Genomic DNA, 21,034 nt, shown 5'->3' on the forward strand with positions numbered 1-21,034 from the left:
TCATGAGAATCTGTTGAAGGAGACCAAAGATGGAACCGCGTCTGAAATACTGGGCCGAAGCGCCCGAGCTGATAAAAGCCTTCGTGGCGCTCAACGACACGATCGAGGGCAGCGGGCTGGACAAAACCCTGATGCACCTGGTCAAACTGCGCGCCTCGCAGATCAATGGTTGCGCCTTCTGCATCGACATGCATACGCGCGAGGCGCGCGCGGATGGCGAGACCGAGCAGCGGCTCTATCTGGTGTCGGCCTGGCATGACAGCTTTCTTTATTCCGACCGCGAACGGGCGGCGCTGCAATGGACCGAAGCGCTGACAAGGCTGGCGGATCACGCGCCGGATGATGCGCTTTTTGCTGCCACGCAAGCGCAGTTCCCCGGCGAAGAAATCGTCAAGCTGACCGCCATCATCACCATGATCAACACCTGGAACCGCCTATCCGTCGCCTTCCGCGCAGTCCACGCCGCGCCAAGGCCCGAGGCGGCTTGATCCACGTTCAAAACTAAAAAAAGCAACACCGCTTCGTCACGGGAGTTACCCGCTGTCAGGAGCGGTGTCGCTTTTCGTATGTTCGAATGTCGGCAAGTGGCGCTATACCGCGCTTCCTGACGAGGACTGGGCACGGCTTTGCTGTTTGCGGCTAAAGCGAACAAAGCTATGCTTTGAGCATGAACATTTATGGTTTCGACCACATCGTCCTGTGTGTCCGCGACGTCAACGCAACGCTTGAGTTCTATCAACACGTGCTGGGCATGACGGCGCGCGAGGAACGCCCGGGCAAGTGGTCTCTTCACTTTGGATCAAGCAAAATCAGTCTTCAGGATGCGCGCACCGCGCCGAGACTGGCAGAAAAGACCGTGCCCGGAAGCGGCAATTTTTGTCTCGTCACCGATACGCCCATTGAAGATGTCGCCGAGAGGCTCCGCGCGCATGACGTCGCCATCGTCGAAGGGCCTGCCGAAAAACTGGGCGCTGTCGGCAAGCTGATGTCAGTTTACTTTCGCGATCCGGACGAGAATCTTGTCGAGGTCAGCAACAGGCTGATCTGACAACGAGGTATCATCGCCGGTTGGATATCTGCCTTTCCGCAGGATTTGCAGGGCTCCGAGGGCCGACATGTCAGGGCGTTAGCAACCGTCGGTACAGTGTTTCCATGAAACCCGGCGCGGTGGCGAACGGGTCTTCTTCGCCCAACACCGCGCGGACCTGCACGTCGAAATCGGCGTAGTGCTGGGTCAGCGACCAGATCGAGAAGATCAGGTGGTAAGGGTGGACCGGGGCGATGCGGCCCTGATCCATCCAGTCTTGCAGAACCGACACTTTTTCATCAACCAGCGCCTTCAGTTCATTGGACAGAGCGGCATGAATGCGCGGCGCGCCCTGCACGATCTCATTGGCAAAAAGCCGGCTTTCGCGGGGATAGTCGCGACTCATCTGCAATTTACGCTGCACATAGCCCAACAGTTCTTCCAACGGCTCGCCGTCGGCGTCCAACTCGCGCAACGGGTCGAGCCACGTGTCCAGCAGCCGCTCAAGCAAAGCGTTGTGCATCGCCTCTTTGGAGGGGAAATAATAGAGCAGGTTGGGTTTGCTCAGGCCCGCTTCGCTTGCAATCTGGTCAACGGTCGCGCCGCGAAAGCCCTGTGCGGAAAACACATTCAGCGCCGCTTCAAGGATCGCCGCGCGGTTCTTTTTCTGGATTCGTGTGGGGGGACGGTCCGCAGGCATGGGGTGTCTGTTTTTTCCTCAAAACTGCCGGATTTTCATCTGGACCGGGGTGAAGGTGATGCAATTTCTTGACTGGTGCGGCCCCCGTGATAGCGTGACTTTGACCAGTTGGTCAAATCAGGAACCGACAAGCGAGCCAAATCGCGAGCAACAGGGGAAAGACATGGCAGCTCCGGCGCAGAATCTCAGGATCAATGGGGACCGGCTGTGGGACAGTCTGATGGAGATGGCCAAGATCGGGCCCGGTGTTGCCGGCGGCAATAACCGCCAGACCGTGACCGATGAAGATGCTGAGGCGCGCGCGCTGTTTCAGCGCTGGTGCGTGGCCGCCGGATGCACGATGGGGCTGGATCAGATGGGCAACATGTTCGCCCGGCGCGAGGGCACAGACCCCGACGCGCTGCCGGTCTATGTGGGCTCGCATCTGGATACGCAGCCGACGGGCGGGAAATATGACGGCGTGCTGGGTGTGCTGGGCGGGCTGGAGATCATCCGCACGCTCAACGATCTGGGCATCAAGACCAGACATCCCATCGTGGCGACCAACTGGACCAATGAAGAAGGCACACGGTTTGCGCCCGCCATGCTGTCTTCGGGCGTCTTCGCAGGCATGCACACGCAGGATTGGGCCTATGACCGCAAGGATGCGGAAGGGCTGAAATTCGGCGATGAGCTGCAGCGCATCGGCTGGCGCGGCGAGGAAGAGGTTGGCGCGCGCAAGATGCACTCCTTTTTCGAACTGCATATCGAACAGGGGCCGATTCTGGAGGCCGAGGGCAAGGATATCGGCGTGGTCACCCATGGCCAGGGGCTGAGCTGGACGCAGGTCACCGTCACCGGCAAGGACGCCCATACCGGATCGACGCCGATGCCGATGCGCAAGAATGCGGGCCTCGCCATGGCGCGGATACTGGAGAAGGTGGATGAGATCGCCCTGTCTCACGCCCCCCATGCGGTGGGCGCGGCGGGGCATATCGATGTCTACCCCAATTCACGCAATGTGATCCCGGGCAAAGTCGTGTTCACGGTTGATTTCCGATCCCCCGACCTGTCGGTGATCACCGATATGGAAAACCGCCTGCACGTCGCCGCCGAGGATATCGTGAACGAGATGGGGCTGAGTGTGGAATTCGAGAAGGTCGGCGGATTTGACCCTGTGGAGTTCGATGCGGGCTGCGTCGCCGCCGTGCGAGATGCCGCCGAGCGGCTGGGCTATTCTCATACCGACATCATCTCGGGCGCGGGCCATGATGCCTGCTGGATCAACCGCGTCGCGCCAACCGCCATGGTGATGTGCCCCTGCGTGGACGGGCTGAGCCACAACGAGGCCGAGGAGATTTCCAAAGACTGGGCGGCGGCAGGAGCGGATGTGCTGTTTCATGCGGTCGTCGAGACGGCGGAGATTGTGGTGTGAGACACTTGGGGTGCCTTGCGGCGACCGTTTTCTTGGTTAGCGCAAGTGTGATTGCCGCTAAGCCGTATGCCGGAATTGGTGGTATGGGTTGTGACCAATTTCTCGAGGCTCGCGGTTTCGAGGGGGATACTCTTAAGCAGGCGGAGATAACTCAATGGGTCAGCGGTCTTGCCACGGGAATCAATCTTGGACGGCAATTGTCAGGGGAAGAGCCAATCAGCTTAGAGCCAGGACAAGAAATTGATTTGATTGAGACGATGCTCGAGAACTGCCGTGTTAACAACGCCGGTACAATCTCGGGGGCGGCAATCATGATAATGATGCCGATCTTCGAAGATATCGCAAAGGAGAGATCAAAATGAGCACGGTCATCAAGAACGGAACCATCGTCACCGCCGATCTGACCTATAAGGCGGATGTAAAGGTTGAAGGTGGCGTCATCGCCGAGATCGGGCCAGACCTGCGTGGCGACAAGGAACTGGACGCGACCGGCTGTTATGTGATGCCGGGCGGGATTGACCCGCATACGCATCTGGAGATGCCCTTCATGGGCACCTATTCCAGCGATGATTTTGAAAGCGGGACGCGGGCGGCGCTGGCGGGGGGCACCACCATGGTGGTGGATTTCGCACTGCCCAATCCGGGCGAGAGCCTGCTGGATGCACTGAAACGCTGGGACAACAAATCGACGCGGGCGAATTGTGATTACTCCTTCCACATGGCGGTGACATGGTGGGGAGAGCAGGTGTTTGACGACATCAAGACGGTGATCGAAACCCGCGGCATCAACACCTTCAAGCATTTCATGGCCTACAAAGGCGCGCTGATGGTCAATGATGACGAGCTTTACGCCTCGTTCCAGCGCTTGGCCGAGCTGGGCGGCATCGCCATGGTCCATGCCGAGAACGGCGATGTGGTCGCAGAACTCAGTGCCAAACTGCTGGCCGAGGGCAATACCGGCCCCGAGGCGCATGCCTATTCCCGCCCGCCTCAGGTCGAGGGTGAGGCCACCAACCGTGCCATCATGATCGCCGATATGGCGGGCGTGCCGCTCTATGTGGTGCATACTTCCTGCGAGGATGCGCATGAGGCGATCCGGCGGGCGCGGATGCAGGGCAAGCGGGTCTGGGGTGAACCTCTGATCCAGCATCTGACGCTGGATGAGAGCGAGTATTTCCACCACGACTGGGACCATGCCGCGCGCCGGGTGATGAGCCCGCCTTTCCGCAACAAGCAGCATCAGGACAGCCTGTGGAACGGGCTGCATTCCGGCTCGCTCAGCGTGGTGGCGACCGACCATTGCGCCTTTACCACCGATCAGAAACGGTTCGGCGTTGGCGATTTCACCAAGATTCCCAACGGCACCGGCGGGCTAGAGGACCGGATGCCGATGCTCTGGACCCATGGGGTGAATACCGGGCGGCTGACGATGAATGAGTTCGTGGCGGTGACCTCAACAAATATCGCCAAGATATTGAATTGTTATCCGAAAAAAGGATCGGTTCTGGTGGGTGGTGACGCCGATCTGGTGGTCTGGGACCCGGACAAGGCCAAGGTGATCACCGCCGATACGCAGCAATCCTCGATCGACTATAACGTGTTCGAGGGCAAGGAGGTGCGCGGTTTGCCGCGCTTTACACTGACACGGGGGCAAGTGGCGGTGCATGACGGCGAGATCCGCACGCAGGAAGGGCATGGCGCATTCGTGGCGCGTGAGGCAAACACCCATGTGAACAAGGCGCTCTCTACCTGGAAAGAACTGACCGCGCCGCGCCCGGTGGAGCGGACAGGGATACCGGCGACGGGCGTATGAGCAAGGCAAAGTGAATGACTGAATACCCCGGCACCGACGCCGTCATCGAAGCAAACAACCTCGACCTGACATTCGAAACCAATGATGGCCCGGTGCATGCGCTCAAGGATGTGAGCCTGACCATCAACAAGGGCGATTTCGTCAGCTTCATCGGGCCTTCGGGCTGCGGCAAGACGACCTTTCTGCGCTGCATTGCTGCGTTGGAGACGCCCACGGGCGGCAGTCTGAGCGTCAATGGCATGACCCCGGATGAGGCGCGTCGGAACCGGGCCTATGGGTATGTGTTTCAGGCGGCGGGGCTTTATCCCTGGCGGACGATTGCCAAGAACATCAAGCTGCCACTGGAGATCATGGGATACTCGAAATCCGAGCAGGAGGAGAGGGTCAAGAACGTCCTGCAACTGGTTGATCTGGAGGGGTTTGGCGGCAAATATCCCTGGCAGCTTTCGGGCGGTATGCAGCAGCGGGCCAGCATCGCGCGGGCGCTGGCCTTTGATGCGGATATCCTGCTGATGGATGAACCCTTTGGGGCACTCGATGAGATCGTGCGCGACCATCTGAACGAGCAGCTTCTGGCGCTTTGGGCGCGGACCGAGAAGACCATCGGGTTCGTGACGCACTCGATCCCCGAGGCGGTCTATCTGTCCACCAAGATCGTGGTGATGAGCCCGCGTCCAGGGCGGATCACGGATGTGATCGACAGCCCGCTGCCCAAGGAGCGCCCGCTGGATATCCGAGACACGTCGGAGTTCATCGAGGTCGCTCACCGGGTGCGCGAAGGGCTGCGGGCAGGGCATTCCGATGGGTGAGTCCAGAGAGCGAATCTGGGTACAATTGCTGTGCCGAGTTCTGATGCTATTTTCACTATGGAGTATCGTCGCATGGGGGGGCTCGCGGGGATGGTTCGATGATCACCCAAGAGAAGGCACGATAAAGCTAGTTGCGAAGTATGGGATTTTCGTGATCCCCATTTTGGCAGTTCTAGATTGGCGTTGGCTCAAGCGCAATGGACATAGGCTATCCTGCATCGGACTCGTTCGCTTTGGTAAACGGAAACGGGGCGACGCATGACAAGTATTTCTCCTATGGTGCTCTGCATCGACAGACTTATCGAGTTGATCAGGATTAAAGGATGGTAGTCTCATGAAATCCATTCTCGCCGTCTTGACAGTGGTGTTCGCCATCATCGCTATCTGGTACGCCGCCAGCGTGCCGATGAATATAAGGGGCGTGCTGGTCGAGGCGGAGCGGGCAGGTGAGGTCGTTGACCCGCCCAAGGCAGCAGACCGGCGTCAGATCGATGAATTGGAGCTGATCCTCGACAACCCCTTTGCCATCGATGACACGTGGGAGCAGGAGCGGCCGCGACTGCCGGCACCGCATCAAGTGGCCGAGGAACTCTGGGACACCACTGTCGAGAAGAAGATCACATCGAAACGCTCGCTGGTCTATCACGCCTGGGTTACGCTGAGCGCGACACTGCTGGGTTTTGCCATCGGGACGGGCCTTGGCATTCTGCTGGCGGTCGGCATTGTGCACAGCCGTGTCATGGATATGTCGGTGATGCCCTGGGCGATTGTCAGCCAGACCATTCCGATCATCGCTCTGGCACCGATGATCATCGTTGTGCTCTATTCGGTCGGCGTGCAGGGGATCATCCCCAAGGCGGTGATCTCGGCTTATTTGAGCTTCTTTCCGGTGGTTGTTGGCATGGTCAAAGGCTTGCGTAGCCCCGATGCGATGCAGCTTGATCTGCTCAGGACCTATAGCGCCAGCAAGGCGCAGGGGTTCTGGAAATTGCGGCTGCCAGCCTCGATGCCCTATCTTTTTGCCTCGCTCAAGATCGGCATCGCGGCCTCGCTGGTTGGGGCCATCGTGGGCGAGTTGCCGACGGGTGCTGTGGCCGGGCTGGGCGCGCGGCTGCTCGCGGGCAGCTATTATGGGCAGACCGTGCAGATCTGGTCGGCGCTGTTTGCGGCGGCGATCCTGGCGGCCTGTCTGGTCGGGTTGCTGGGCTTGATAGAACGCGTCGTGTTGAAACGGATGGGGATGGCATGATGTTGATCCTTGCCGCCATGCTGCTCTGGGCCTTTGGCTGGTGGTTGAACCTGCGACTGGCAGAGGGGCCATATGCGCATACGCGGGCCATTCAGGTGACCGTGCCGCTGATCTTCGGGCTGACCATCTTGATCGTGTGGGAGTTGCTGGTGCGCGGCTTGCAGGTACCGCTGGTCATCCTGCCGCCGCCGACGATGATTGCGGGGCGGTTTGCCAGCAGTACCGACATCCTCTGGGCGGATTTTGTGCAGACTTTCGTCAAGGGCGCGCTCAGCGGCTATATCATCGGCTGTTGCGCCGCCTTTGTGATGGCGATTGCGGTTGATCGGTCGCATTTCCTGCGGATGGGTCTGCTGCCGGTGGGCAATTTCGTGGCCGCGCTTCCCATCGTGGGTACAGCGCCCATTCTGGTGATGTGGTTCGGTTTCGACTGGCAGTCGAAAGCCGCCGTGGTGGTGGTCATGGTGTTTTTCCCCATGCTGGTGAACACCGTGGCGGGGTTGCGCGAAACCACCGCCATGCAGCGCGATTTGATGGAGACCTATGCGGCCAGCTATTGGCAGAGCTTCTTCAAGCTGCGCCTGCCTGCGGCGATGCCGTTCATCTTCAACGGCTTGAAGATCTCGACCACGCTGGCGCTGATCGGGGCGATCGTGGCAGAGTTCTTTGGCTCGCCGACCCTGGGCATGGGGTTCCGTATCTCGACCAGCGTGGGGCAGTTGGCGCTGGACATGGTCTGGGCTGAGATTGTGGTGGCCGCCTTGGCGGGGACATTGTTTTATGGGGCGGTGGCGATGATCGAGAAGGCGGTGACCTTCTGGCATCCGTCGCAGCGTGGGTAGTCTGAAAAAATGAAAAGGACCTCGGAAACGAGGCGAAATAACCAACAAGGAGAGAAGAGAATGAAAAAGCTACTGAGTGGGGCCGCGCTGGCATTGTCACTGGCCGCCAGCCCGGCACTGGCCGCCGATGAGGTGAAGCTGCAATTGCAATGGGTCACGCAGGCGCAATTTGCTGGCTATTACGTGGCGCTGGATAAGGGCTTTTACGAGGAAGAAGGGCTGGATGTGACAATCCTGCCCGGTGGTCCCGATATTGCGCCGCCGCAGGTTCTGGCCGGTGGGGGCGCGGATGCGATGCTGAACTGGATGCCCTCGGCGCTGGCGGCGCGGGAAAAGGGCCTGCCGGTGGTGAATATCGCGCAGCCTTTCAAAACGTCGGGCCTCATGCTGACCTGCTGGAAGGATACCGGCATTACCGGGCCGCAGGATTTCAAGGGCAAGACCATTGGCGTTTGGTTCTTCGGCAATGAATACCCGTTCCTGAGCTGGATGAGCCAGGAAGGCATCCCGACCGAGGGCGGCGATGACGGGGTCACCGTGCTCAAACAGGGCTTCAACGTCGATCCGCTGCTGCAGCGGCAGGCCGACTGCATCTCGACCATGACCTATAATGAATACGGTCAGGTTCTGGATGCGGGCGTGTCCGAGGATGAGCTGGTGACCTTCAAATACGAAGACATGGGCGTCGCCACGCTGGAGGACGGCATCTATGTGCTTGAAGAAAACCTCGCCGATCCCGCCTTTGCCGACAAGATGGCGCGGTTCGTCAAGGCCTCGATGAAGGGCTGGAAATATGCCGAGGAAAACCCGGAGGAAGCGGCGGGCATCGTTCTGGACAATGACGAGACCGGCGCCCAGACCGAAGCGCATCAGGTGCGCATGATGGGCGAGATCGCCAAGCTCACCGCAGGTTCGAACGGAAAGCTGGACCCGGCGGATTTCGACCGCACGGTGAACACGCTGTTGGCCGGTGGATCGGACCCGGTGATCACCAAGAAGCCCGAAGGGGCCTGGACCCACGACATCACCGACAAGGCGCTGAACTAAAGCTGCCTCGAAACTTCTCGAAGCGGGGCCTCCCGGGCCCCGTTTTCTATTGCGGGAACCGCTGGCTATCGCGCATATCGGCTTGGGAAGGAACACACATGTCCGATACAAGGCTTGAATTTGCAGAGGCTCTCGCGCGCCGGGCGGGGCAGTTGGCGGTTGATCTGCGCCAGCATCCCGACGGGCTGACCATCGACACCAAGGGCCCGCAGGATTTTGTCACCGCTGCAGATCTGGCCGTCGAAACGCTGATCCGCGAGGCGATTGCCGACGCCTATCCCGATGACGCGGTGCTGGGAGAAGAGGGCGGTCTGACCGGAGACGCCGCCGCCTGCTGGATCATCGACCCGATTGATGGCACGGCGAACTACATGCGCGACCTGCCCGATTGGGCGGTGTCGGTCGGCTATTTCGATGGCAATGAGCTGACCCATGGCGTGATCTTTGCGCCTGATCACAGGGCGCTGGCCAGCGCCCGAACCGGCCAGCCCGCGCGGCTGAATGGCGCGCAGATCAGCGTCTCGGATCGCGTTGATTTCGATCGGAACATGGTTGTCCTGGGCTATTCCCAGCGCGTTGGCCTGAGCGATCATCTGGACCGGATTGGCCGCCTGCTTGAATCCGGATGCGAGTATCGCAGGCAGGGGGCAGCGACCATCGGCTTGCTATCGGTCGCCGCGGGGCGGGTCGAGGCCTATTACGAACCCTCTCTGAATGTCTGGGACGCGGCCGCCGGGCTTGTGATTATCCGCGCGGCGGGCGGCGCTGTCGCCGCCCCGGCCTTTCCCGGTTTCCTGCAAACCCCCGGCGAGGTGATGGCGGCCAATGGCAACATGGACAGACTTGCCGCGCTCTGCCGGAATTAAGACCTAAACCTGCCCTTTCTGCCCTTTGGCGCAGAGAAGGGGTGGTGAAGCGCCTGAGGCTCAGGCACATATGGGCGCGACCCAGGCCTCGGCCCGGCGGGCAGGGGGTCTTGCTTCGCACAGGATCAAGGAGAGCACAGCCATGAGCGGCGATTACAACATGTCGATGCGCAAATTCCTCAAGCAGGTTGGCGTGACCAGCCAGCAGGCGATCGAAGAGGGCCTGCGCAAGGCGGGCACGCCATCGGGCGGCGCATATGAGGTCAAGATGGTGCTGACCATCGACGGGCTTGAGGTGGAACATATCGTCACCGGTACCATCAAGGATGGCGACGCATGAGCATTCGCGACGCGGTTCTGGCCAACCTCAAGAAGATCACCGACCCGGTCTCGGGGCAGGATATCGTCAGCGCGGGCATCGTGCGAGCGCTGAATGTCGAGGGCGACACCGTACGCTTCGTGATGGAGATCGACCCGAAGCTGGCCGAGCAGATGGAGGCGGTACGCGCGGTGGCTGAACGCGCTGCACGGGCGGTTGAAGGGGTCGAGAATGTCTCGGCCATGCTGACAGCCCATTCCGAGAAAGCACCGCCGGAGTTGAAGCCGAAACCAAAGCCCTCGCAGACCGGCCCGCAACCGGTGCCGGGCGTGGACCGGATCGTCGCCATTGCCAGCGGCAAGGGCGGTGTGGGCAAATCCACCGTCTCGGCCAATCTGGCCTGTGCTCTGGCTGCCGAAGGGCGGCGCGTGGGTCTGCTGGATGCCGATGTCTACGGGCCGTCGCAACCGCGTATGCTGGGGGTCTCGGGCCGTCCGGCCAGCCCGGATGGCAAGACGATCCTGCCGCTGCGCAATCATGGCGTGACCATGATGTCGATGGGCTTGATGACCAACGAGGATCAGGCCGTGGTCTGGCGCGGCCCGATGCTGATGGGCGCCCTGCAGCAGATGATGGGGCAGGTGCAGTGGGGGGCGCTTGATGTGCTGATCGTCGATCTGCCGCCGGGCACCGGTGATGTGCAACTGACGCTCAGCCAGAAATTCGCGGTGGACGGGGCCATTGTGGTTTCGACCCCGCAGGATGTGGCCCTGATCGATGCCCGCAAGGGGATCGACATGTTCCGCCAACTCAAGACGCCGATCCATGGCATGATCGAAAACATGTCCACGCATATCTGCTCGAAATGCGGCCATGAGGAACATGTGTTCGGCCATGGCGGCGTGGCGAAAGAGGCCGAAGCGCTGAATGTGCCGCTCTTGGGAGAAATCCCGCTGCATCTCGATATCCGGATTGCCGCCGATGACGGTGCGCCGATTGTGGTCAGCAAACCCGACAGCAAGCAGGCCGAGGCGTTCCGCAAGATTGCCCGCGACCTGATCGCCAAAGGACAGGCCTGAGCAATACAAGCAATGCCGCGCCTATGGCCGCGCGGTTCATGCTTGGGTCGACGGGCTGATCGGCGGTGCGGAAACGGCCACCGACGCGCTGGAATTCACCCGCGATGTCGGCATGATGTGTGGAACGATTGCGGCGGTCACCATCACCGCGCCGGCCAGCATTCCGGCGGCGATCCTTGTCGGGGCCATCGGAAAATACGGCATGAACTTTCTGGCGCGGCAGGTCGGGTCGAGCCGCTTCATTACCGCTCATGCCAACCGTCTGGCGGGCACGCAGTTTTCGCGCGGCATCGGTCGGTTTTTCACCGGGGCGTAGCGAAAGGTGATCGAGGCCGAGCTGCAGATCGGCGCCAAGGCCGGAACCAAGCTGTTGGCCGATGTCTCGCGCCGGGCCACGATCAAGGTTCTGACACGGGTCGGTGTCGGCGGGGTGATGAAACTGCTGACCTCGGGCGCGCTGAAAAAGCTGTGGGACGGGCATACCAGAAATTTCGTGGCCCAGGGCGGGAAGAAACTGCAGGGCAAATCCGCCGAAGAGGTCGCGCATCGCGCTGCGGATGAGGCGATGAAATCCGGTCTGGCCGATGACATTTTCCGTGAGATGCTCAGGGCTTACGAAAAACAAATCACGGCGGAGATCGTCAAAGAATTGCGGGCGCATAACAAGAAGAAGTGATGGGCATCGACGGAAAGGTTCGCCGCATCTCCGCCGCCCCTACCGCAGCGGCTGACATCACAGAGCTCGTGAGAGTCCGTATCTTGAACATCCCGGTATTCATCGCATCACGGCATGGGGGCATGTTCTGCCTCAGTTGAGGTCCTCCAGCAGCCTGCCGTGTTTGCGTGTCTGGGCGATCACCTCGCCAAAAGTTTTGAACCCGCGCGCCGACAGCATTGGCAGCATTGCCACCAGTACCTCCGCCGTGGCCTGCGCATCGCCCAGAGCCGTATGTCGCAGATTCTCGGGGATGGTCACGCCAAGCCGGTCGCAGAGCGCGTCGAGCGTGTGAGTTTCGCTGGCCCCGAACAGCACCGCGGAAAGCAGCACGGTATCCAGAATGGGATGATCCCAGGTCACTCCCATCAGCTTGGCGTCACGACGCAGAAACGCCATGTCGAAAGGCGCGTTATGGGCCACGATCACGGCGTCGCGGGCGAAATGGTGAAATTGTCGCCCGGCCTCGGCAATATCCGGCGCGCCCTGAACCATCGCATCCGTGACCCGATGGACCCGGGTCGAGGCGGGCGGGATGGGCTTGCCGGGATCGACCAGCGTGTCAAACACCTCGCCCTTGACCAGCCGACCACGTAGCACGCGCACCGCACCGATCTGCACCACCGCATCCTTGTGCGGCAGCAAGCCGGTGGTCTCGGTGTCGAAGACAGCAAAGCAGAGCTCGTCCAGGCTGCGCGCCTCGATCGCCTTATCGCCCGGCGTTTCGAGCAGATCAAAATCATACACCAGCGGGCGGGCTTCTTCCGGGGCGATCTGCGCGACGCTTTCGTCAAAGATCAGCAGGTATCCGGCACCAGCACCCAGCGGCCTCAGGCGCGCGGCGTAGCTTTGCCTGCCGTCTATACTGGTGATCTGGGCGCTGACATCCTGTCCGGTCTTGTTCAGGCGGGCATGGGCGGCCCGAAGGTCTTCCCGGTTGAGATAGTCAAAGAGCGAGGCGTTGAGGCGCGGCGGCGCGACCTGCGCCAAAACCCCTGCGGCCTGTCCGTCATAGAGCGCGATCTGATGGGTCGGGCTGACCAAGACCATTGCGACCGGAATATCGGTCAGCAGCGCGGTCAGCCGGTCCTTTTCGGCTTTCAGCCGTGCCGTTTCCGCCGCCACAGCCTGCGCGGTCGCCAGCGTCTGATCCGAGACGCGCCCCGCAAGCCCGGCAGCGGCGGGGGCCAGATCACCCAGATAGCGCGCGGCATCGGTATCGATCTCAAGATCCAGCGCTGCTGCCTCGCGGGCCCGCAGTGACGCCGCGAGGCGCTCGATCGGCTTGGCGACGTTTTCGTCAAACAGCAGCCAGATCCCGGCGATCAGTGCCAGCAGGCCAAAGCCGATGATCAGCCCCGAGAAGACAAAGGCCTGCGGCACGCCTGAGACAGGCGCGCGCGCCGATCCCAGATAAAGCGCAACGCCGGTCAGGACCAGCCCACCCACTGCCAGCAGGCAAAAGAAGAGAAACACGCGCAGACGCAGACTGAGGCCGCTTAGCATCATGCATCTCCGCAGAGCGCCCGGATCACCGCATCGCTGTCATCGGCGGCAACCCAGTCGGCATCAAGTATCGCACCGTCATCACCGAACTCTGCACCATCGATCAGATTTGCGCGCCGCGATCCGGCGCAATCCACGAGGACCGGCAGTTTTGATACCGCAGCCCAGCGGCCAAAGAAATAGAGATCGGCCAGCCGTTGATCGGGCAGGGTCGGGTTGGTCTGGACCGAGGCGCGGTCCAGCGCGGCAAACCGGTCCACGTAAGGCGCGACATAGGTCCAGGGACGATAGATCGCGCGGCTGTCCACGGTCTCGATCACCTCGACATCCTCGGGCAGGGCGGCGGCAGTACGCCCATACCAGCTATACTCGCTGGAGATGGTGACCGCGATCATCGCCACACCGGCCCCGACCGGGGCCAGCCATTTGGGCAGCCGCCCGCCCAGCACCCGGTTCAACAGCATCACCACACCCGCCATGGCGATCCCGGCAAATACCGTTGCGATCAGTTCCAGAAACATCTCTTTCCTCCCATGCAAGCCCGCTATGGCGTCTTAGCCCAGCATGCCCTTACCGTGCCCGATGGCCGATTGCATGGTCTTTACCACGACAAAGGCATCGCGCAGATGGCTTCTTTCAAAATCCGACAGGCTGCCCGGCGCCATGAAATTGTCCGGTGCGAGGCCTGCCTTGACCTGAGCGGCCTGATGTTCCAGCCGGGCGTCTGCGATCAGATCGTAAGCGTCGCGCAGGTCGCGCGCGCCGGACGGGCTGAGCGCGCCGCTGCGTTCGGCACCATCCAGTCGGGCGCGGGTGTTGACCGGCGTAAGTTGCGCCCGCAGCGCGTAAAGGCGGCCCAGATCAACCACCGGCACGACGCCATTATGTTTCATGTCCACCGTATCGCGATGCTCGCCCGAGCGGATGGTGGCCAGACCGCGAAACAGGCCCAGCGGCACGCTGTGCTTGAGCGCGTTCGAAATCATATGCGCCACAAAGATCGAGTTGGCGCTGGCGGCGCTCAACGTGTTGGCCTGAATATCCTTGAAGAGTTCGAAGTCCCCTCCGATGGGGCGCAGGTCGAACATGACGCTGGCCAGCATCTGCGCCTCGGGGTTGGGTTTGGCGATCCAGCCCGCGAAATAGTCGCGCCAGACCCGCACCGGTTGGCACCAGCGCGGATTGGTCGCCATCATCTCACCGGGGCAATAGACGTAGCCGCAGGTGTTGAGGCCATCGCAGACGAATTTTGCGAGCGCTGCGAAATAGGCCATATCCGCTTCGGTTGCGCTGTCATCCAGCATCAGGCAATTGTCCTGATCGCTGACCCCGGTCTGCTCCTGCCGTCCTTGCGAGCCGCAGGCCAGCCACAGGTACGGCACTGGCGGCGGGCCAAGCTTGGCTTCGGCCAGCGCCAGCAAGCGCCGCGTTGCGGTGTCGGCGATATCGGTGATCAGGCGGGTCACCACGTCATGGCGGTTGCCGCCTGCCACAAGTTGCACCAGCAGGCGCGGGATCTCGGCGGTGACAGCGGCCATCTCTTCGGCTGTGTCGGCGCGGGCAAGGGCGGCCACCATCTCTGCCGAGCTGACCGCCTGAAAGCGGGTCAGGTCGGTCTGGGTGACGATGCCCTGCAGCCGCCCGGATTCGGTAATCGGCACATGGCCGATGCGGTGTTCCATCATCATGTGCAACACGTCCGACCCGATGGCCGATGGCGGCAGGGTCATCGGCGCGGCGGTCATTACATCGCCCACCGGGGTGGTGCTGGGCAGCGCCTGAGCCACTACTTTGCCGGACAGATCGCGAATGGTGACGATCCCGCGCAGCAACCCGTCCTGCACCACGCAAAGCGACGAGATGCGGCGATCGCGCATGACCTGCGCCGCCTGTTGCACCGGTAGATCAGGCGCACAGATCGCCGGATCACGGGCCATCAGCGTCTCGACCGGGCTGGTGGCCAGATCGTTTTGCGGTGTGCGGGCCTGGCGTTCTCGGTGGAAGAACCGCGCGACGATGGGGTGGTCGCGCCGCAGGGTTGCGATCAGCTCTGCCGGGAGCATCAGCAAGGTCGTTTCGTCGCTTGCTGTCGCGCTTGTCGCGGCCTTGCCGTCGCGCAGCAAACCGCGCTCGCCGAAGCTGTTGCGCAGACCCAGATTCGAGACCACTTCGCCATTCTCATCGATCACCTCGACCGATCCGTCATGGATCACGAAGAGGCCAGGCAGGACCTCGCCGAACCGGTAGATCGCCTGCTGCGCCGCGTAAATGCGTATCTCGGTCTGCGCGGCGATATCGCTCAGCACCTCAGGCTGTAGCGCATCATAGGGATGCACCGATCTGAGGAAGCGAATGATCTGATCCTGGGTCAGGGACATGATACAACGCCTTGGAGTCTTGTAAGAAAGTCCCGCCGGGCCAGGGCCAGGCGGGAATAGTAGATCAAAAAACGCGGCACATGGAAATCACCCATGTGCCGCATCATGCTCATTTGTTCTGAGCTGCGCCTGCGCCGCGGGGGATGCGAACGCTTTCGACCAATTCAACGATCTCCGGCGGAGTCTCCTTGGTCATGCCGGCTACGACGTAGGCGACGCCGAAGTTGATCATTGCACCGATGGCACCGAACGAAGTCGACTTGATCGGACCCAGCAGCGGGTCAGCATCGGTGAACGAGTTGGTGCCCGGAATGAACAGCCAGCCTTTGTGCAGGAAGATGTAGACCAGGGTCACGATCAGACCTGCCAGCATACCGCAGACCGCGCCGGTGTTGTTGATGCGGGTCGAGAAGATCCCCATCATCAGCGCCGGGAAGATCGAGGCAGCCGCCAGACCGAAGGCCAAGGCCACAGTTTGCGCTGCAAAACCCGGTGGGTTCAGACCCAGATAGGTTGCAACAACGATGGCCACGGCCATTGCGATCCGCGCCGCCAGAAGCTCGCCTTTTTCCGAGATCTGCGGGTTGATCGCGCCTTTGACAAGGTCGTGGGATACAGCCGACGAAATCGCCAGCAACAGACCCGCAGCGGTCGACAGAGCAGCCGCAAGACCACCGGCCGCGACCAGACCGATCACCCAACCCGGCAGGTTGGCAATCTCGGGATTGGCCAGAACCAGAATGTCGCGGTTGAACTTGGTCAGTTCGTTGCCGACCCAGCCCTTTTCAGCAGCCAGTTCCTGCATGTTTTCCGACTGATCGTTATAGTACTGGATCTTGCCGTCGCCGTTCTTGTCTTCCCAGTCCAGCAGACCGGTCTTCTGCCACGTGGCCATCCAGTCATAGCGCTGATCGTTGTCGATCTGTTCGACCGAAACCGCGCCACCGTCGATACCACCATTGGGCCACATCATATCGGTGATGTTCAGCCGCGCCATTGCGCCAACCGCAGGGGCGGTCAGATAGAGCAGAGCGATGAAGACCAGCGTCCAGCCAGCCGACCAACGGGCATCAGCCACACGCGGCACGGTGAAGAAACGCATGATCACGTGCGGCAGACCGGCAGTACCGATCATCAGCGACAGGGTGAACAGCACCATGTTCAGTGTGTTCGAGTGATGCGCCGTATAGTCGGCAAAGCCCAGCTCGGTCACGATTGCGTCCAGCTTGGTCAGCAGGGGTTCGCCGCCTGCAGTGTCACCAAATAGACCCAGGGCCGGGATCGGGTTGCCGGTCAGTTGCAACGAGATGAAGATTGCCGGGATGGTGTAGGCGGTGATCAGCACGCAGTATTGTGCAACCTGCGTATAGGTCACGCCTTTCATCCCACCGAACACTGCATAGGCAAACACCACACAGGCGCCGATCAACAGACCGGAGGTGTTGGACACCTCGAGGAAGCGGCCAAAGGCCACGCCTACGCCGGTCATCTGACCAATCACATAGGTCACCGATGCGACGATCAGGCAGATCACGGCCACGATCCGCGCGGTCTGGCTGTAGAACCGGTCGCCGATGAACTCGGACACGGTGTATTTGCCGAACTTACGCAGGTAAGGCGCTAGCAGCAACGCCAGCAGCACGTAACCGCCAGTCCAACCCATAAGGAAGGTCGAGTTGTCATAACCGGTAAAGGCAATCAGTCCCGCCATCGAGATGAACGAGGCCGCAGACATCCAGTCCGCCGCCGTGGCCATACCGTTAGTGACCGGGTGAACGCCGCGCCCAGCAGCATAGAATTCCGATGTGGACCCCGCTCGGGCCCAGATCGCGATGCCGATGTATAGCGCGAAGGATGCGCCAACAAACAGCAGGTTGATGGTAAATTGATCCATTTTCCCGCTCTCCCTTATTCTTCATCCACGCCGTATTCGGCGTCTAGCTTGTTCATGCGCCAGGCGTAGTTGAAGATCAGCACGAGAAAGACCAGAATCGATCCCTGCTGAGCGAACCAAAAGCCCAGATCGGTACCGCCGACGGGGATTCCCGAAAGCAGCGGACGCAGCAGAATGCCGAATCCAAACGACACCAGCGCCCAAATCGCGAGGCTGATGTAAATGAGGCGCAGGTTGGCCTGCCAATAGCCTTTATCGGCTTCTGCAGCCTGCGCGGAGTTTGATGATTGATCCGCCATCGCGGGTTCCTCCTTGCTTCCCTTGTTTGTTTGCCCGGCGTTCGGGCAAATCTCCTCCATTTGCCTGCGCCGTCTTACGGGCATCAGGCATGACTTCTCCGGTCCGCCAAAGCGGTCAGTCCGGGTCTTTCATCAGGGGGTGGGGCGGAGTGACCCGGCCCCGGTCTTTCCTGCCTAGCGCATCGCCCCCTTGACGATGGTGGCAAGGCCCCGGGCGATCTCGTCGATCTCGCCCATGGCATTGATTCTCTCCAGAACGTCCTGACTGTCGTAATAGGCGATCAGCGGGGCGGTCTGGGCGTGATAGGCGCGCAACCGGCTGGCAACGGTTTCCGCATTGTCATCGGCGCGGCGCTTGAACTCGGTACCGCCGCAATTGTCGCAGATGCCGTCACTTTGCGGCGTCTTGAACGTGTCGTGATAGCCTTCGCCACAATTGGCGCAGGTGTAGCGGCCCGAAATGCGGGTCACCATCGCGTCATCATTGACCTCAAGACTGATGGCGGCGCTGACCTTTTGGTCGTTTTCCGCCAGCAAAGTATCGAGCGCCCTGGCCTGCGCGTCCGTGCGCGGAAACCCATCAAGTATGACGCCCTTTGCACAGTCTGGTTCGGCCAGCCGGTCGCGCAGGATGGCGATGACGATCTCGTCGCTGACCAGATCGCCCGCTTCCATAACGGCCTTGGCCTGCTTGCCGGCCTCGGTTCCGGCGGCAACCGCAGCGCGAAGCAGATCACCGGTCGAGAGTTGCACCAGACCAAACTGCTCTTCCAGCTTGCGGGCCTGGGTGCCTTTGCCCGCGCCCGGAGGCCCGAGCAAGATCAGCACGGCGGGGGTGGTGAGAACGCCCGTGTCCATCATTTCACCGCCCGGTTTTCGATCAGATCCTCGACCACCGACGGATCGGCCAGCGTCGAGGTATCCCCGAGTGAGCCAAAGTCATTCTCGGCGATCTTGCGCAGGATGCGGCGCATGATCTTGCCCGAGCGGGTCTTGGGCAGGCCGGGGGCCCATTGAATGACGTCCGGGCTGGCGATCGGTCCGATCTCGGTCCGCACCCAGGTGCGCAGCTCTTTGCGGAGGTCTTCGCTGGGCTCGCGGTCATTCATCAGAGTGACGTAGCAATAGATGCCCTGACCCTTGATATCATGCGGGTAACCAACCACGGCGGCCTCGGCTACGGCCGCGTGGGCGACCAGCGCGCTTTCCACCTCGGCTGTGCCCATCCGGTGACCCGAGACGTTGATCACGTCATCGACGCGGCCGGTGATCCAGTAATCGCCATCCTCGTCACGACGGCAGCCATCGCCGGTGAAATAGTAGCCTTTGTAATCCGAGAAATAGGTCTTCTCGAACCGCTCATGATCGCCCCAGACGGTTCGCATCTGGCCGGGCCAGCTGTCTTTGATACACAGCACGCCCTCGACCCCGTTGCCGGTAATCTCAACTCCCGATTGGGGGTCCAGAACAACAGGCTCGACGCCAAAGAAGGGCTTCATGGCCGAGCCCGGCTTGGTGGCATGCGCGCCGGGCAGGGGGGTCATCATGTGACCGCCGGTCTCGGTCTGCCACCAGGTATCGACGATGGGGCATTTGCCCTTGCCGACCACGTCATTGTACCAGTTCCAGGCTTCGGGGTTGATCGGTTCGCCCACGGTGCCCAGCACTTTGAGGTCGCTGAGGTCGCATTTCTCGACAAACTCGTTGCCCTGGCCCATCAGCGCGCGAATGGCGGTGGGGGCGGTGTAGAACTGGTTGACCTTGTGTTTCTCGCAGACCTGCCAGAAGCGGCTGGCGTCGGGATAGGTCGGCACACCTTCGAACATCAGCGTGGTCGCGCCGTTGGCCAGCGGGCCATAGACGATATAGCTGTGCCCGGTGACCCAGCCCACATCCGCCGTACACCAGTAGATGTCACCATCATGGTAGTCGAAGGTGATCTCGTGGGTGAGGGCCGCATAGACCAGATAGCCGCCGGTGCTGTGCACAACGCCCTTGGGCTGGCCGGTCGAACCGGAGGTATAGAGGATGAACAGCGGGTCCTCGGCATTCATCTCGGCGGGCGCGCAGGTGTCGCTCGCCTCCAGCGCCATCTCGTTATAGTCGAAATCGCGGCCATCAACCCAGGTGGTCTGACCGCCGGTACGCTTGACGACAAGGCATTTCACGCTGTCCTTGCAATGCAGCAGGGCCGCATCGGCATTGGATTTCAGTGGTGTCTTGCGCCCGCCGCGCGGGGCTTCGTCTGCGGTGATCACCACCTTCGCGTCCGAGCCGTTGATCCGGGCCGACAGCGCGTCGGGCGAAAAGCCTGCGAAGACGATGGAATGGATCGCCCCGATCCGGGCGCAGGCCAGCATGGCATAAGCGGCCTCGGGGATCATCGGCAGATAGATGACGACGCGATCGCCTTTGCGCACGCCCAGGCCGCTCAACACATTGGCCATCTTGCAGACGCTGCTGTGCAACTGCTTGTAGGTAATGTGCTGGGCTGGTTCATTGGGATCGTCGGGTTCCCAGATGATCGCCGTCTGATCGCCGCGCGTCGCCAGATGCCGATCAACGCAATTGGCCGAGACGTTCAGCGTGCCATCCGCGAACCAGTTGATGCTTACATTGCCGAATTCGTAGCTGACATCCTTCACCTGCGTGAACGGCTTGATCCAGTCGATCCGCTTGCCATGTTCGCCCCAGAACGCGTCTGGATCGGAGATCGAGGCCGCATACATCTGGTCGTATTTGGCCGCATCCACATGGGCATGAGAAACGGTTTCTGCCGATGGCGAATAGGCCTTCGTTCCGGTCAGCGTGTCGGTCGTCATCTGAGGCTCCTCCCAATGACTGTTTTCGTTGATCGCATTTTTCACCCAATATGCAGGGGATTGTCGATCATCTTCCGGGCTTGCTGAAAGTATAGGCAAATTTGAAAATATTAGAATAAACTCATGAAATTGAAGGATTTGTTTGTAAAATGATTTTTCTATTGCGTGGATATTTGTAAATGACTTGCATTTTGTTAGCGCAAGCTGCCTGAATTTATAAGAAAATTGCTGTCAAAATCCACGCTGCACAAACAG

General features: G+C 61.0%; 22 protein-coding genes. 14 read left to right on the forward strand and 8 right to left on the reverse strand.

The window, feature by feature from the left end; all coding sequences use genetic code 11:
* The first annotated feature begins 29 nt into the window (after positions 1-29).
* Both Q5Y75_RS01120 and Q5Y75_RS01125 read left to right on the forward strand, forming a co-directional pair.
* A complete protein-coding gene (locus tag Q5Y75_RS01120; RefSeq protein WP_306193565.1) occupies positions 30-488 on the forward strand; it encodes a carboxymuconolactone decarboxylase family protein in 459 nt (152 codons plus the stop codon).
* Positions 489-667: 179 nt separating this feature from the next.
* A complete protein-coding gene (locus Q5Y75_RS01125) occupies positions 668-1,048 on the forward strand; it encodes a VOC family protein (RefSeq protein ID WP_306193566.1) in 381 nt (126 codons plus the stop codon).
* A gap of 70 nt (positions 1,049-1,118) precedes the next feature.
* Here Q5Y75_RS01125 and Q5Y75_RS01130 read toward each other — a convergent pair whose 3' ends face one another.
* The gene (locus tag Q5Y75_RS01130) at positions 1,119-1,727 is read right to left on the reverse strand and encodes a TetR family transcriptional regulator C-terminal domain-containing protein (protein ID WP_306193567.1); all 609 of its coding nucleotides are present in this window, start codon (positions 1,725-1,727) and stop codon (positions 1,119-1,121) included.
* Between the two features lie 163 nt (positions 1,728-1,890).
* On the opposite strand from Q5Y75_RS01130, the gene Q5Y75_RS01135 reads away from it, so the two are divergent.
* The 12 genes from Q5Y75_RS01135 to Q5Y75_RS01190 all read left to right on the forward strand — a co-directional run bounded on the left by Q5Y75_RS01135 (position 1,891) and on the right by Q5Y75_RS01190 (position 11,841).
* Positions 1,891-3,141: a Zn-dependent hydrolase gene (locus Q5Y75_RS01135; RefSeq protein ID WP_306193568.1), complete on the forward strand. Its 1,251-nt coding sequence runs from the start codon at positions 1,891-1,893 to the stop codon at positions 3,139-3,141.
* Complete coding sequence (locus tag Q5Y75_RS01140) at positions 3,138-3,503, forward strand: hypothetical protein (RefSeq protein ID WP_306193570.1); 366 nt, start codon at positions 3,138-3,140, stop codon at positions 3,501-3,503. Before Q5Y75_RS01135 ends, Q5Y75_RS01140 begins: the two co-directional genes overlap by 4 nt.
* Entirely contained in the window at positions 3,500-4,954 is a 1,455-nt protein-coding gene (gene hydA / locus Q5Y75_RS01145) for a dihydropyrimidinase (RefSeq protein WP_306193572.1), read from the forward strand. Before Q5Y75_RS01140 ends, hydA begins: the two co-directional genes overlap by 4 nt.
* Positions 4,955-4,968: 14 nt before the next feature.
* The gene (locus Q5Y75_RS01150) at positions 4,969-5,763 is read left to right on the forward strand and encodes an ABC transporter ATP-binding protein (RefSeq protein ID WP_306193573.1); all 795 of its coding nucleotides are present in this window, start codon (positions 4,969-4,971) and stop codon (positions 5,761-5,763) included.
* Positions 5,764-6,097: 334 nt separating this feature from the next.
* A complete protein-coding gene (locus Q5Y75_RS01155) occupies positions 6,098-7,012 on the forward strand; it encodes an ABC transporter permease (RefSeq protein WP_306193575.1) in 915 nt (304 codons plus the stop codon).
* A complete protein-coding gene (locus Q5Y75_RS01160; protein WP_306193576.1) occupies positions 7,009-7,854 on the forward strand; it encodes an ABC transporter permease in 846 nt (281 codons plus the stop codon). The genes Q5Y75_RS01155 and Q5Y75_RS01160 overlap by 4 nt, the downstream gene beginning before the upstream one ends.
* Before the next feature lie 60 nt (positions 7,855-7,914).
* Positions 7,915-8,901 carry an ABC transporter substrate-binding protein gene (locus Q5Y75_RS01165; RefSeq protein WP_306193577.1) on the forward strand — a complete coding sequence of 329 codons (987 nt, stop codon included), beginning with the start codon at positions 7,915-7,917 and terminating at the stop codon, positions 8,899-8,901.
* A 98-nt stretch (positions 8,902-8,999) separates the two neighbouring features.
* Positions 9,000-9,767: an inositol monophosphatase family protein gene (locus tag Q5Y75_RS01170; protein WP_306193578.1), complete on the forward strand. Its 768-nt coding sequence runs from the start codon at positions 9,000-9,002 to the stop codon at positions 9,765-9,767.
* A gap of 142 nt (positions 9,768-9,909) precedes the next feature.
* Positions 9,910-10,107: a DUF6494 family protein gene (locus Q5Y75_RS01175; protein ID WP_306193579.1), complete on the forward strand. Its 198-nt coding sequence runs from the start codon at positions 9,910-9,912 to the stop codon at positions 10,105-10,107.
* Positions 10,104-11,165 (forward strand): Mrp/NBP35 family ATP-binding protein, encoded by a 1,062-nt coding sequence (locus Q5Y75_RS01180; RefSeq protein ID WP_306193580.1) that lies wholly within the window; start codon positions 10,104-10,106, stop codon positions 11,163-11,165. Before Q5Y75_RS01175 ends, Q5Y75_RS01180 begins: the two co-directional genes overlap by 4 nt.
* Positions 11,166-11,277: 112 nt before the next feature.
* Entirely contained in the window at positions 11,278-11,481 is a 204-nt protein-coding gene (locus tag Q5Y75_RS01185) for a hypothetical protein (protein WP_306193581.1), read from the forward strand.
* 6 nt (positions 11,482-11,487) lie between these two features.
* A complete protein-coding gene (locus Q5Y75_RS01190; RefSeq protein ID WP_306193582.1) occupies positions 11,488-11,841 on the forward strand; it encodes a hypothetical protein in 354 nt (117 codons plus the stop codon).
* A 132-nt stretch (positions 11,842-11,973) separates the two neighbouring features.
* Here the strand turns inward: Q5Y75_RS01190 and Q5Y75_RS01195 are convergent, their stop codons facing one another.
* The 7 genes from Q5Y75_RS01195 to acs all read right to left on the reverse strand — a co-directional run bounded on the left by Q5Y75_RS01195 (position 11,974) and on the right by acs (position 20,779).
* Positions 11,974-13,386, reverse strand: coding sequence for a 3'-5' exonuclease (locus Q5Y75_RS01195; protein WP_306193583.1), 1,413 nt, complete (start codon positions 13,384-13,386; stop codon positions 11,974-11,976).
* A complete protein-coding gene (locus tag Q5Y75_RS01200) occupies positions 13,386-13,907 on the reverse strand; it encodes a hypothetical protein (protein WP_306193584.1) in 522 nt (173 codons plus the stop codon). The genes Q5Y75_RS01195 and Q5Y75_RS01200 overlap by 1 nt, the downstream gene beginning before the upstream one ends.
* A 33-nt stretch (positions 13,908-13,940) precedes the next feature.
* Positions 13,941-15,764 (reverse strand): DUF294 nucleotidyltransferase-like domain-containing protein, encoded by a 1,824-nt coding sequence (locus Q5Y75_RS01205; RefSeq protein WP_306193585.1) that lies wholly within the window; start codon positions 15,762-15,764, stop codon positions 13,941-13,943.
* 109 nt (positions 15,765-15,873) lie between these two features.
* Positions 15,874-17,658, reverse strand: coding sequence for a sodium:solute symporter family protein (locus tag Q5Y75_RS01210; protein ID WP_306193587.1), 1,785 nt, complete (start codon positions 17,656-17,658; stop codon positions 15,874-15,876).
* A gap of 14 nt (positions 17,659-17,672) precedes the next feature.
* On the reverse strand, positions 17,673-17,957 hold the full coding sequence (locus tag Q5Y75_RS01215) for a DUF4212 domain-containing protein (RefSeq protein WP_306193589.1): 285 nt from the start codon (positions 17,955-17,957) through the stop codon (positions 17,673-17,675).
* 174 nt (positions 17,958-18,131) lie between these two features.
* Positions 18,132-18,815, reverse strand: coding sequence for an adenylate kinase (locus Q5Y75_RS01220; protein ID WP_306193590.1), 684 nt, complete (start codon positions 18,813-18,815; stop codon positions 18,132-18,134).
* Positions 18,815-20,779 carry an acetate--CoA ligase gene (acs, locus tag Q5Y75_RS01225; RefSeq protein WP_306193591.1) on the reverse strand — a complete coding sequence of 655 codons (1,965 nt, stop codon included), beginning with the start codon at positions 20,777-20,779 and terminating at the stop codon, positions 18,815-18,817. The genes Q5Y75_RS01220 and acs overlap by 1 nt, the downstream gene beginning before the upstream one ends.
* Between the last annotated feature and the right edge of the window lie 255 nt (positions 20,780-21,034).

Origin of the sequence: Ruegeria discodermiae (genome assembly GCF_030758345.1) — a bacterium.
Lineage (GTDB): Bacteria > Pseudomonadota > Alphaproteobacteria > Rhodobacterales > Rhodobacteraceae > Ruegeria_C.

What these genes read in the sequence shown, in the direction of transcription:
- Q5Y75_RS01120 (WP_306193565.1), top strand. Translation starts at nt 30, where the DNA reads ATGGAACCGCGTCTGAAATACTGGGCCGAAGCGCCCGAGCTGATAAAA.
- Q5Y75_RS01125 (WP_306193566.1), top strand. Translation starts at nt 668, where the DNA reads ATGAACATTTATGGTTTCGACCACATCGTCCTGTGTGTCCGCGACGTC.
- Q5Y75_RS01130 (WP_306193567.1), bottom strand. Translation starts at nt 1,727, where the DNA reads ATGCCTGCGGACCGTCCCCCCACACGAATCCAGAAAAAGAACCGCGCG.
- Q5Y75_RS01135 (WP_306193568.1), top strand. Translation starts at nt 1,891, where the DNA reads ATGGCAGCTCCGGCGCAGAATCTCAGGATCAATGGGGACCGGCTGTGG.
- hydA (WP_306193572.1), top strand. Translation starts at nt 3,500, where the DNA reads ATGAGCACGGTCATCAAGAACGGAACCATCGTCACCGCCGATCTGACC.
- Q5Y75_RS01150 (WP_306193573.1), top strand. Translation starts at nt 4,969, where the DNA reads ATGACTGAATACCCCGGCACCGACGCCGTCATCGAAGCAAACAACCTC.
- Q5Y75_RS01155 (WP_306193575.1), top strand. Translation starts at nt 6,098, where the DNA reads ATGAAATCCATTCTCGCCGTCTTGACAGTGGTGTTCGCCATCATCGCT.
- Q5Y75_RS01160 (WP_306193576.1), top strand. Translation starts at nt 7,009, where the DNA reads ATGATGTTGATCCTTGCCGCCATGCTGCTCTGGGCCTTTGGCTGGTGG.
- Q5Y75_RS01165 (WP_306193577.1), top strand. Translation starts at nt 7,915, where the DNA reads ATGAAAAAGCTACTGAGTGGGGCCGCGCTGGCATTGTCACTGGCCGCC.
- Q5Y75_RS01170 (WP_306193578.1), top strand. Translation starts at nt 9,000, where the DNA reads ATGTCCGATACAAGGCTTGAATTTGCAGAGGCTCTCGCGCGCCGGGCG.
- Q5Y75_RS01175 (WP_306193579.1), top strand. Translation starts at nt 9,910, where the DNA reads ATGAGCGGCGATTACAACATGTCGATGCGCAAATTCCTCAAGCAGGTT.
- Q5Y75_RS01180 (WP_306193580.1), top strand. Translation starts at nt 10,104, where the DNA reads ATGAGCATTCGCGACGCGGTTCTGGCCAACCTCAAGAAGATCACCGAC.
- Q5Y75_RS01185 (WP_306193581.1), top strand. Translation starts at nt 11,278, where the DNA reads ATGATGTGTGGAACGATTGCGGCGGTCACCATCACCGCGCCGGCCAGC.
- Q5Y75_RS01195 (WP_306193583.1), bottom strand. Translation starts at nt 13,386, where the DNA reads ATGCTAAGCGGCCTCAGTCTGCGTCTGCGCGTGTTTCTCTTCTTTTGC.
- Q5Y75_RS01200 (WP_306193584.1), bottom strand. Translation starts at nt 13,907, where the DNA reads ATGTTTCTGGAACTGATCGCAACGGTATTTGCCGGGATCGCCATGGCG.
- Q5Y75_RS01205 (WP_306193585.1), bottom strand. Translation starts at nt 15,764, where the DNA reads ATGTCCCTGACCCAGGATCAGATCATTCGCTTCCTCAGATCGGTGCAT.
- Q5Y75_RS01210 (WP_306193587.1), bottom strand. Translation starts at nt 17,658, where the DNA reads ATGGATCAATTTACCATCAACCTGCTGTTTGTTGGCGCATCCTTCGCG.
- Q5Y75_RS01215 (WP_306193589.1), bottom strand. Translation starts at nt 17,957, where the DNA reads ATGGCGGATCAATCATCAAACTCCGCGCAGGCTGCAGAAGCCGATAAA.
- Q5Y75_RS01220 (WP_306193590.1), bottom strand. Translation starts at nt 18,815, where the DNA reads ATGGACACGGGCGTTCTCACCACCCCCGCCGTGCTGATCTTGCTCGGG.
- acs (WP_306193591.1), bottom strand. Translation starts at nt 20,779, where the DNA reads ATGACGACCGACACGCTGACCGGAACGAAGGCCTATTCGCCATCGGCA.